The 11,455-nt window shown below is 58.5% G+C and carries 6 protein-coding genes; 1 reads left to right on the top strand and 5 read right to left on the bottom strand.

The window, feature by feature from the left end; all coding sequences use genetic code 11:
* Positions 1-442: 442 nt before the first annotated feature.
* The 4 genes from GBM95_RS09440 to GBM95_RS09425 form a co-directional block, all read right to left on the bottom strand.
* Positions 443-2,803: a molybdopterin-dependent oxidoreductase gene (locus GBM95_RS09440; RefSeq protein ID WP_152158870.1), complete on the bottom strand. Its 2,361-nt coding sequence runs from the start codon at positions 2,801-2,803 to the stop codon at positions 443-445.
* Positions 2,804-3,178: 375 nt separating this feature from the next.
* A complete protein-coding gene (locus GBM95_RS09435; protein ID WP_152158869.1) occupies positions 3,179-4,666 on the bottom strand; it encodes an FAD-dependent oxidoreductase in 1,488 nt (495 codons plus the stop codon).
* A gap of 287 nt (positions 4,667-4,953) precedes the next feature.
* Entirely contained in the window at positions 4,954-6,462 is a 1,509-nt protein-coding gene (locus GBM95_RS09430) for a flavocytochrome c (RefSeq protein WP_152158868.1), read from the bottom strand.
* Between the two features lie 297 nt (positions 6,463-6,759).
* A complete protein-coding gene (locus GBM95_RS09425; RefSeq protein ID WP_152158867.1) occupies positions 6,760-7,581 on the bottom strand; it encodes an NADPH-dependent 7-cyano-7-deazaguanine reductase QueF in 822 nt (273 codons plus the stop codon).
* A gap of 275 nt (positions 7,582-7,856) precedes the next feature.
* Between GBM95_RS09425 and GBM95_RS09420 the strand changes: the two genes are divergently transcribed.
* Positions 7,857-9,824: an AAA family ATPase gene (locus GBM95_RS09420; protein WP_152158866.1), complete on the top strand. Its 1,968-nt coding sequence runs from the start codon at positions 7,857-7,859 to the stop codon at positions 9,822-9,824.
* Positions 9,825-10,116: 292 nt separating this feature from the next.
* On the opposite strand, the gene GBM95_RS09415 is transcribed toward GBM95_RS09420, so the two are convergent.
* Positions 10,117-11,079 (bottom strand): 2-hydroxyacid dehydrogenase, encoded by a 963-nt coding sequence (locus GBM95_RS09415; RefSeq protein WP_152158865.1) that lies wholly within the window; start codon positions 11,077-11,079, stop codon positions 10,117-10,119.
* Positions 11,080-11,455 lie beyond the last annotated feature (376 nt).

The raw sequence follows: 11,455 nt of genomic DNA, 5'->3' as shown, positions 1-11,455 counted from the left end.
GCCTGTTTTACGAATGAGAGTACCCTCTATGCACAGGCGGCCTGACCCCAAGCGCCACACAGCACCATCCGTCAACTATTAAATACCTTTGTTAATAAAAATGGACATGGATCGGCTCCGTGAGGCGGTACGTTGAGGACGCGAGCTGGCGGCGTGCATGAGGTCAATGCGACCTTGTGCCTGTCGACGGAAGTTCTCAGCTTCCAGAGCGCCACGGCTTTCCAAAGGAAGAGCCGATGCAGAAGAGGGAAGCTATCCGGTGCAGCAGGCACTCGAAGAATGCTTCGGAGCAGAAAAGAGGATTCCTGCTCCGAAGCCTTGCCGCGAAGGCCCCGCGGGCCATCGGCATGAAGGACATATTGCCTGAAGGCTGACTGCCGGGCGGCGGATAAAAGAACGCCTCCTGCGGTATTACCCGGGGAGGCGCGCATTTGAGCAGGAATCAGTGTTCAGGAGGCTCGAATACCTTGACCTCCGGCGCTGTCCCCGTCCATTTGGAAACCTGAACGAGCGCGGTGGACGCGATGTTGCCGCAGGAGAGGGAGCTTGCCGGGTCATCGGGCGTAAGGACGTTGGATGATCCGTGAACGTCGAGCGCTTCGCCCTCTACCTTCTGCGGATCGAACCAGCCGCCGTGATGCACGACGACGGCTCCGGGACGCACGGAATCCGTCACGAAGGCCCCGGCAAGAATTGCGCCGCGCAGGCTCGAGACCCGGATCACGTCGCCCGTTGCAATGTTGCGCAGAGATGCGTCTGCCGGGTTGATGAGGCAGATTTCCCGGTCGGCAATCTGGGACTTCCGGAAGGTAACGGCGTTGAGCTGGCTGTGAAGCCGTGCATCGCTTTTGGGCGATACGAGCTGGAGGTACCCGCCTTCGGGGTTCCTGAGCGCCGCAACGTCCGCCGCATGCTCTGCGTTCCCGTAGGCTTCGTAGGGCTTCAGATAGGCCGGGTGCGGCGGGCAGTCGGCGTAGCCGAGGCTCGCAATCCGCTCGGAATAAAGAACGATCTTCCCGGTCTCCGTTTTGAGGGGATGCGCCTCGGGGTCGCGGCGGAAATCCGCGAAGGCGACAAACCCATCATTTTTCTTTTCGTGCGGGTAGAGGATGACGCCGGCTTTTTCAAAATCTTCCCATTCGGGGAGAAGCGTTTTGAGGCCGGATTCGAGGCTCCGGCTTCTCGCGTCCTCATAGAGCTTTCTGATCCATTCCGCTTCCGTCATTCCTTCAGTGAAGGGCTCCTCAAGGCCGAGGCGGCGCGCGAGGGCGGAGAAGATGGCGTAGTCGCTTCTCGAGTTCCCGATCGGGTCGATCGCCTGCTTCATGAGAACGATGCCGTCATTGATGTAGGTGCCGATCGGCGTGATGTCCGTTCTCTCGAGAAAGGTCGATGCCGGGAGAATGATGTCCGCATGCCGAGCGGTGGCGTTCCAGAAGCTTTCGGCCACGATCACGGCGTCGGGGCGGCGCCAGGCCTCCTCGAGCCTTCTCGTATCCGGATGGTGCGCAAAGGGATTGCCGCCTGCCCAGAAGACGAGGTGCACGTCCGGGTATTCGATCCGGCTGCCGTTCCAGGCGATGACTTTGCCGGGATGGGCAAGAACGTCCGCCATGCGTGCGACCGGAACGGCGCGGCTCCCCTTCCAGGGGTGAAGGACGGGAACTGCGGGAGGCACTCTCGACGGGATCTGCCCGAGCTGCGGGCCCGTTCCCGGCGGATATCCGCCGTTGCAGTAGTGGTAGTTGGTGCCGATGCCGCCGCCCGGGAGCCCGATCTGACCGAGGGCTGCCGCGAGCGCCACGGCCATCCATGGCGGAAGCTCGCCGTAGCGGGCGCGCTGAGGACCCCATCCGAACATGATCATCGTGCGGTGAGAGGCCATGTCGCGGGCAAGCGCTTCAATATCCCCGGCCGGGACGCCGGATTCCGAAGCCGCCCAGGCGGGCGTTTTGGGAATGCCGTCCTCATCCCCGAGAACATAGGACCTGAGCTCGGGCCAGCCGGTCGTACAGCGGCTGAGGAAGGCTTCGTCGGCGAGCTTCTCCTCAATCAGCACGTAGAGGAGCCCGAGCATCAGGGCGCAGTCGGTGCCGGGTTTGACGGCAATCCACTGGCTCCCGATTTCCTGAGCGGTCTTGGGGCAGACGGGGTTGACGGCAATCGTGCGGATGCGCGGGCGGCCTTTGAGGCTTCTGAAGATCTCCGTTGCCTCATGGAGCGTCGTCGTCCAGTCGATGTCGTTCGTGACGAGCGGATCGCACCCCCAGAGGACGATGCGTTCCGTATGTTCGAGAATCGTGTCCCAGCCCGTGGATCTCGGATCCTTCATGCCGAGCGCGTAGGGGAGAATGGTGCCGATTGCGGCCGTGGAGTAGCTGTTCCCGGTCTCAATGTAGCCGCCCATGAGGTTGAGAAGCCTCTGAAGGAGTGCAATCGAATTGTTGACGCTTCCCGGAGACTTCCAGCCGTAGGAGCGGCCCCAAACGGCACTCGGCCCGAAATCCCGGTAGGTGCTTCGAATCGCATCGGCCGCGAGGTCGAGCGCCTTCTCCCAGCTCACCGGAACGTAGGAATCATTTCCGCGGTCCGCGCGGCTTTCCGCTCTCTTTTCGAGAAAGCCCCGGCGCACCATGGGCTCAAGGATTCTGGCTTCTGCGTAGGGGAGGTTCGCAATGTCCTCAAGATTGGGCGAAGGCGCACGGTCCTTCTCGAAAGGCCTTGCCCCTGTGAGGCGGCCTTCCTTGGTCAGGGCGTAGAAGAGTCCCCAGTGAGAGGCAGTTAGAGTTTCTCTCTCAGACATGATCCAGAGTTTTCGTTGAAATGAATGAGACGCAGGAGCCTCGATGAAGGGGCTCTTTCTCTTCCAAAAGGCGATTATGAGCGGAAAATCGAACGATGCACGATCGTCTTTATGATTTTTCACTTCCAAAGAATGCTCGATCCCGGAATCACTCCACGAGTTGATGTTCCGCAAAGTAAGACTCGGAACGGCTGCTCGTAGATTTTCTCCGTACGGTCATCCGTGGTCGCTTCCCGGCGGGCGGCATCAAAGGACTCGCCGCGATTGAGGAGACTGTCGATTGTGCCCTGGCAGGCGGGCACAGAAAAAGCCGGCGGACTCATCAGAATCCGCCGGCTTCAGGGACTCGGCTTAAAAGTCTTCAGAAGACTTCAATCAGAGCTTCCCTTCCTTCTGCGCCTTGACGTGTTCAGCAACAGTCATGCCGAAGACGCCTGCAGAGGTGAGCTGAGCGCCGCCGACATAGTTGTCGTAGAAGAGGCCGCCGGCAGCATTGCCGATGCAGAAGAGGCCGTCGATCGGATGATTTTCCGTGTCGAGCACCTGAGCTTCGGTGTTGATGAGCGGGCCGCCGAAGGTGGCCGTCATGCCGCCCTGGAAGGGCACGATGTAGAAGGGCGCCTTTTCGATGAGCGGAGCCTTCGGGAGCGTGTTGACCGGGCTGAGCTTCGAGGTTTCGCCCGACTTCACGGCATCGTTGTAGTCCTCAACGGTCTTGGCAAGAACCTTCGGGTCGAGACCCGCGGCCTTGGCGGCTTCCTCGATGGTGTTGCCCGTATAAACCGGAGCCTTCGTGCGGCTGTAGGACTCCCAGTCGTTCTTCAGAATCGGGATGTCGTGCGTCGTCTGGTCGCAGACCATGAAGGCCCAGTTGTCGGGCGTCTTGGCGGCAACGTCGCGGGACATCTGAACGTAGGTCTGGCCTTCATCAGTGAAGCGCTTGCCTTCCTTGTTGACGCAGATGCCGTTGTTGACGATGTTGAGCGGGTTGGCGCCGGTGGGGCCGTAAATCGGGCCGCAGTGATACTGGTCGACGTTCACGACCTTCGGGAGGAACGGAGCCGTGAGGACCACGTTTTCGCCCGCGATGATGCGCGAACCGCGAATCGGCATCTTGGCGCCCGCAGAACCGATGTACTGCGTGACGAGCTGCTGGTTGGCGGAGTAGCCGCCGGTGGCGAGAACGACGCCGAACTTCGAATAGACCTCAGAGAGGCCGTCCTTCGTCTTCACGCGCACGCCGTTGACGTTGCCCTTCTTCGGATCGGAGAGGAGCTCGACCACCTTGGTGTTCGTGCGGACTTCAACGCCGAGGGACTTCGCCTTGTTGAGAAGCGTCATGGCGAGCTGACCGCCGCCCGGCTTGACTTCGCCGGTAACGAGGTGCGCACGGGTGAGCATCGGCCACACGAGCTTCGCGCCCGTATTGAAGTTGACGCCGCAGTAGGAGTGGAGCCACTCAAGGAGCCTCGTGCAGTTGTCGACCACCTTGTGCGTAAGGACAGGTACGGCCTTCTGCTGCGAAACCTTCATCATGTCGTTGAAGAAGGCTTCGTTCGTATCGTTTGCCGTTCCCTTGGCCTTCTGGAACGAAGTGTTGAGGCCGAGAAGGAAGCCAGCGGCATAAATCGTGTTGCCGGCAGGCATGGGCATCTTTTCAAGAAGGAGGGGCTTGAGGCCAAGCTCGGCAGCACGGATTGCGCAGACGAGGCCGCCGCAGCCGGCGCCGACGATGATGAGATCGTACTTGGCGGACTTGGGCGAACGGGCTTCAGCAGCCGCAACGCCGCCCAGCATGCCGGCAGCGCCTACCGCACCGGCCGCAGCCGTACGGAAAAATTCACGACGATTTGCAAGCGTCATTTCTTTTCTCTCTTTTCTACTTTGTTTAGGGTAAGACCCTCAGAGCGAAATTATGCTTTCGCAGTAGGGGTTCACCCGAACTGGATGTATTCAATCCTATCCCCATGAAAACCCGAAGAGGTGCCGGCAGACACAATTGTTGATCTGAGGCGTCAGGATTTACAAATTCAGAAAAACTTGCCGGATAAGGGCTCAGACGAAAAAAGCGCTCCCCGGAGAGTGTCCGGAAAGCGCTTTTCTGGTCGCCGGGACTTACGGGCCCCGGCGGTTTCCATCAGGCGATGGTCTTACGCCTTGGCGGCCTTCTGACCGGCGATGCGGCCGAAGACGAGGCAGTCAAGAATCGCGACGGAGCCGAGGCGGACGGCGCCATGCACGCCGCTCGTGGATTCGCCGGCGGCATAGAGGCCCGGGATGGGCTTGTCGTTGCGCACGTCGATCACCTGGCAGTTGAGGTCGGTGTAGAGACCGCCCATGCAGTGGTGAACCTTCGGCTGGCATTCGCCGATGTACCAGGGGCCGTCAACCATCGGGACCTGGTCATTGTTGATGTAGCGGCCGAAAGCCGGATCCTTCTTCGTCTTGACGGCTTCATTGAAGGCGGCGATGGTCTTCTTGAGCTCGTCGAGCGGAATGCCCGCGCCCTTGGCCATGGCTTCAACGGTGTCGTACTTGTCGAGAATCTTCGCGTCGAGCATCTTTTCAAGGAAGCCCGGGCGCTGCTTCTTGAGCGGCTGCACGTTGGGTTCGTTGCAGATGGCGAAGGCCTTGAGGCCGTTCTGCTGCTCAACCATGATGGCGTCGGCGCGAACCTTGCGGTTGGCGAGTTCGTTCACGAAGCGGTCGCCCTTCGAGTTCACCCAGATGCCGTATTCAGCGGCAGCGGTCTGGTTGAACTGCCAGCCGATGCCCATGCCCTTTTCCTTCGGGTTGCCCCACGGGCCGCACTGAATCCAGTCGTTCTGAACCTGCAGGCAGCCGATGGCGGAGGTTTCGCGCCAGAGTTCGGACGTGGCCGAAGGCTGGTTGGTCGTATCGAGCGAAGCGTCGAGCTTCGGATCCTGATACATGCGGAACTTCACGTCGGCAGCGAAGCCGCCGTAGCAGAGGATGACGCCCTTCTTCGCGGCGATGCGCTTCACGGTGCCGGAGGTCTTGTCCGGGAACTTGTAGTTTTCACGGACTTCAAGGCCCGTCACGCGGCCGGACTCATCGCGCACGATGTGTTCGACATAGGTGCGAAGACGAACGGGGATGCCGAGCTTCTTCACGTATTCGAGTTCCTTCATGACGATGCCGGAACCCGAGCCGTTGGTGGTGGTCACATAGCGCGGAACGCTGTGGCCGCCTTCCTGGCCGATGGCATCGGGGAGGAACTGAACGCCGAGTTCATTGACGCACCACTCGTAGTTCGACAGAACCTGAGAGACCATCTGATGAACTTTTTCACGGTTGTTCATGTAGGCGCCGGCAACGAGGATGTCCTTCTCAAGAAGCTCCTGGGAGTCCTTGATGCCGTGCATCTTCTGCTGCGGGCAGCCCGTGGCGGTCATGATGCCGCCGTTGATTGCGGAGTTGCCGCCGGCAAACGTCATCTTCTCGAGAACGATGACGTTGGCGCCGGCCTTCTTCGCTTCGATCGCAGCGGCAAGGCCCGCGAAGCCCGTGCCGACCACGATGACGTCGACAGTCTCATCCCACTTGGGAGCGGCTTTCGCAAACGCGGGAGCGGCAATGGCGGCGGTGCCCGCGATGGAACCGGCGATGAGGCTGCGGCGCGAAATGGAAGTGGTCATAGGTTTCTCTCCTTTCTAAGAGCTGCCTGACCGGAGATGATTTTGAATTTGAAATGCTGAAATAAGCATTGCCCGATCAGGCGTTGCCTCTACTTTGCCGCGTTATTTCGAGAGGCAGTTTGATATTTCGCAAGGAAAGGACGGGGCCACGGAAGGGCGTCGGGAAAATCTATGAAAAACCGAGATAAACAAAGAGGTTGACGAGCCTGCAGACTTTCTCTGATTGACAGAATTGAATTCTGCAATACAGGAAAATGCGTTTCCCGGGCGCCTTCAAACCCGGGAAACGCGAACGCGTTACTGCCTCAGCTCGCGCGGGGAATTGAGCGGAATTTCCCGCACGTTCGAGCGGAAGGGATTGATGTCGATGCCGCCTCTCCTCGTGAAGGCGGCCTGCACTTCGAGGACTCTGAGGTCAAAGCGCGACCGCAGGTCGTGAAAGATCTGCTCGACGCACTGTTCGTGGAAGCCCCGGTGCTGACGGTAGCTCGCGAGGTATCTGAGCAGTGATGCCGGATTGACGGCTTCGCCGGAGAGATGAACGGAAACGGATGCGAAGTCGGGCTGCCCGGTAACGGGACAGAGCGAGCGGAAGACGTTGGTCGACCAGAAGACCTCGCGCTCGCCTGCGGCCGAGTCCCTTTCGAGAAGGTCCGGCGAAACTTCATAGGCGTCAACCTTCGTTTCGGGGAGCATTTCTTCCAGATTGTCGCCCGGCATCGGTGCGACCCTCGTTTCCCATGTGCGCAGAGGATTCACTTTTGCCTGAACGGCGCCTCCGGCAGCCTCGGAAAGGTCGCGCGTGAGAATCGCCTCGGCTTCCGCGGCGTCCGCAAGCTTCGTCATCGCAAAGCTCATCGCGTAGAGCTTCAGAGACTTCGATTCGATGATCGAAGGGGTCGAGGCGGGGACGGCGAGCTCCACTTCCGCCGCATGGGGAAGGCCCCGGTGGTCGAGCCAGGAGAATTCATAAAGGCGCCAGATGTCGGCGCCCTGAAAATCATGGTCGCCGATGGCGTCGCGACCGAGCGCGCGGGGAATGGGCTGAAGAAGTTCCGGGGAATAGTGTTCGGCATAGGTCGTCGCCTGGCCGAGCCTGGTCCCCTTGGGTTCAGGCATGAGAACGGTCAAAAGGTCACCTTTCTGTGAATTAAGCAGTGCGTGTACGGGAAAAATTGACCCGATTATGCACTGTTGAAAAGGAAATGGAAGCGCGGAAACGCACTTACGGTTTTTGCTTCCGCATGACGATGCATCTTTGTCCGCCTGCAAGACGACTCTGCATGCAAAGGCAGCCTGAACCAGGCCGGCGAACTGAGCTCTAAGAAACACATTTCCAAAACTCATGCCATAATGAATGGCATGATGAATGTGGCCATATTAGGAGCCCAGGGATGACCACCGGCCTGAAAACGAAAAATCCGCTTCCTGATAAGGAATTAATCCGCGATCTGCCGAAAAATGCCGATCTCTCCCGAACGACTTCCGGCGGTGTGGCAGTGCATTATCGCTATCGGTCAAAGGCAGACAAATTGAGGAGCGGAGGCAAGACTTCTCTTCATCTCGGGATGGTGCGTGAAATGTGCTTCATTCCCACGCCCGAATACCAGCTGCATCCGGAGAAGTTTCCGATTCCTGAAAAACAGCTGAGAGGTCGTCGCTTAACCATGCTCCGAAACAGGAGCGCTGATGCAGCTTCTGCCGGGTCAGCCGCTGCTGATGAAATGTCCTCATCAGTTTCGCCGTCCGCTGGAATTGAGTCTCGCCAGCCGATTCCGCTTGGTCAGTCTGACTTTCGCGCTCTGAGAGACGAGCAGTGCGTGTACGCTGACAAAACCGCCTTTATTTACCAACTTTGCAGTGAAAGCCGCAAGGTGTTCATTTCCCGTCCCCGCCGGTTTGGCAAATCACTGCTGGTGTCTGCTTTCGAGACGCTCTTCAAGCATGGCCTGCGGGACTTCCAGGGGCTTGCGATTGAAAAGTTATGGAAGGATAAGACGTACAAGGTTGTCCGGCTGGACTTTTCGGAAATCAGGGATTTCTCTGATTCGCGGGATTTCCAGGAAAAATTCAATGCGCTTCTTATCAACCGGTTCGCGACGATCGGGTTCCGATACAACTCCGGCAGGGGACGCGAGCCATTGATGATGCAGCTCTTAGCCTGGCTCGATGAGCTCCCTGTGAGATCGCTCGTGCTCCTTATCGATGAATATGATTCCCCATTGACTGCATCGCTTGACAATAAGACGAAGTTTGATGCCGTACGCACGATTATGAGTCCGTTCTTCCTGATGCTTAAGTCAAGGGGCGGATGCCTGCGATTCTTCTTCATGACGGGAATCACGCGCTATCGGCAGACGAATATCTTCTCGGAACTCAATAATTTCGACGATATTTCACTCAACCCGGCCTACAGCACGCTTCTTGGGCTCACGGAGGAGGAGATCAGGACGTATTTTGCCTTTTATCTGAGAAAAGCGGCAAAAATACGAAACCTCAGTGAGCGGGAACTCATTGAAAAACTTAGGGAATACTACGACGGATATTGCTTTGACGGCAAGACGCTGGAATCTGAAGCCCGCAAGCACGTGTTCTGTCCATGGTCCATCCTCAATTTCTTCATGTATCCGGAGCAGGGATTCGTCAATTATTGGTATGAGAGCGGCGGTCAGCCGACGATTCTGATGCGCTACCTGGCCGACCATGATCTCGAAAAACCAGCTAATTTCGACGAAGTTCGCCCGATAAAGGTGAGTGAACTTGGGGAAGCCCGTAAATTTGATGAAATCGGACGTGAAGCGCTCCTTACTCAGTCGGGTTATCTCACGATCCGGGAGATGAGGCCTAACGGCCTGGCAATTCTTGGTTATCCCAATCGTGAGGTTGCGGTTTCGATGGCTCAGCTCTATGCGGGAGAGCTTTTGAAAGGCAAGGCGCTCGAAGGCGCAGCTGAACCGCTCATTTCCGAAACGATGGCGACAGGCAGCCTGGATGAGGTAGTCGGCCGCTTCAATCAAGCAGTTGAGGCCATAGATTATCTTCGGTATCCCATCCGCGACGAAGCAGCCTGCCGATCGTATCTGCAGGTTCTCTTGCTCGGTGCCGCAATGCTCCCGAAGGTGGAGAACCATTCGGCACTCGGCAGAAGCGACCTTGAAGTTGAGGTTGGCGGCCGCCGCTGGGTATTCGAATTTAAATTCGCCCGGAAGTCGTCCGAGGTTCAGCCGTGTCTTGAAGACGCGGCAAAACAGATTGCTTCCCGCCGCTATGGTGCTCTTCAGCCCGGAAAGGAACTCCTTCGTGCCGCTCTCGTTTTCAGCGGAGAGGAACGGAGGTTCGTTGCCTGGAGAAGCGTCCGGTAGCAACTGCCTTTGCAGAAAAGCCTCAGCATCGGATCGGTGCTGAGGCTGGAGGTGTTGGTACTGAGGCGAAGGTCGGGATGGAATGCTGCCTTGACGAATTTAGAGAAGTTCCCGGAAGAGAGGTTTTTGCGCGCATCGAATATGAAGAGAGATTCCGTCAGCATGCCTTGCAGGGAAAAGTACATCACGCCGTACTTTGAATTGGGCAAAACCTGTGGACGGATGCTCTCAGGAATCTGAAGCCCGTCTCGAAAGGGCGGGCTTCAGGCGGCGAGGTCCGGGTGAAAAGACGTCAATCCCTGCGCGTTCCGGGAATCGGCGTCACGAGCGGCTGCCCGTTCAGCGCGAGGCGGATGTTTTCCATCACGAGTTCGGCCATGGCGTCGCGCGTTTCAACGGTGGCTGAACCGATGTGGGGCGCAAGCACAACGTTCCCGAGCTTGAGAAGGCCGTCCTCAACATGAGGCTCGTGCTCGAAGACGTCAAGCGCGGCGCCGGCGATCGTTTTGTCGCGGAGCGCCTCAATGAGGGCTTCCGTATCAACGAGCGCGCCGCGGGCTATGTTGACGAGGAATCCCTTGGACCCTAGGGCCTCGAGCACCTCGCGGTTGATGAGATGGTGCGTTTCAGGGGTTGCCGGAATGACGACGATCAGCGCATCGCACCAGGCGGCGAGGTCCTTGACGGACTTAAAGTACTGCCAGGGCACGTCCTTCGGAGCGCGCGCCGTGTAGCCCACTTCCATCCGGAAGGCCTTCGCTCGTTCGGCAACGACCTTGCCGATGCGCCCGAGACCGGCAATGCCGATCCGGCAGCCGGCGATGCGGCGTCCGAGAGGGAAGTTTTCATTGGGCCACCTTCCGGCGCGCACGAAGGCGTCGGCGGCAGGAAGCGACCGGGCAAGCGCAAGGAGAAGTCCGATCGCGAGGTCGGCAACGTCTTCGGAAAGAACGTCCGGCGTATGGCAGGCGCGAAGGCCCCGGCGGGCGATAGCCGGAACATCGAAGCCGTCGAATCCGACACCGAAGTCTCCCACCATGCGAAGCGCCGGGTAGTGCGACAGCTCCTCGTCCGTCACCCTGAGGTTGGACGCGGAGACAAGCACGTCGGCATGAGGCGCGACCTCTTGAAACTCTTCTTCGCTCATGCGGTCGCGGTGAAAGACCTCGCCGATTTCAGGAAGGCGCTTCAGGAGCGGGTGAGCCGGGTTGGAGGAGGGAATCAGGTTGACGATTGTCGGACGACCGTTCTGCATGACGCTTCTCTGATAGTTTGTTGAGAGATGTGACGAAAGGAAGAATGGCAAAAAGTTTATCCCGGAAGCAGAAGACGCGCAGATGTCTCCGGATGCCCGCTGCGGGTCCTCCTGCGCCCGAAGGAGAGTCCGAACTCCCGGAGTTTTTGATAAGCGCCGCCGAAATGCTTTTTCTCATGCCGCGGGCTCAATGTTTACGTACCTTCATCCCTTTTATTAACATAGGCACAAAATAGTTGATAAACGGCTACGGTTATGTTATAATTGATAAATGAGATATGAAGATAAAACCACCACAACCCTCGACGGCCGCAAGGCCACTCCTGAAGCCCAGCTCGAGCTTCGCCGCCGCTGCATTGTTTACTTCCGTGATGGA

Origin of the sequence: Sutterella seckii (genome assembly GCF_009183815.1) — a bacterium.
Taxonomy (GTDB): domain Bacteria; phylum Pseudomonadota; class Gammaproteobacteria; order Burkholderiales; family Burkholderiaceae_F; genus Sutterella; species Sutterella seckii.
This window is presented reverse-complemented; position numbering and strand designations above follow the sequence as displayed.

Coding starts and splice junctions, on each gene's coding strand:
- GBM95_RS09440 (WP_152158870.1), bottom strand. CDS start 2,803: ATGTCTGAGAGAGAAACTCTAACTGCCTCTCACTGGGGACTCTTCTAC.
- GBM95_RS09435 (WP_152158869.1), bottom strand. CDS start 4,666: ATGACGCTTGCAAATCGTCGTGAATTTTTCCGTACGGCTGCGGCCGGT.
- GBM95_RS09430 (WP_152158868.1), bottom strand. CDS start 6,462: ATGACCACTTCCATTTCGCGCCGCAGCCTCATCGCCGGTTCCATCGCG.
- GBM95_RS09425 (WP_152158867.1), bottom strand. CDS start 7,581: ATGCCTGAACCCAAGGGGACCAGGCTCGGCCAGGCGACGACCTATGCC.
- GBM95_RS09420 (WP_152158866.1), top strand. CDS start 7,857: ATGACCACCGGCCTGAAAACGAAAAATCCGCTTCCTGATAAGGAATTA.
- GBM95_RS09415 (WP_152158865.1), bottom strand. CDS start 11,079: ATGCAGAACGGTCGTCCGACAATCGTCAACCTGATTCCCTCCTCCAAC.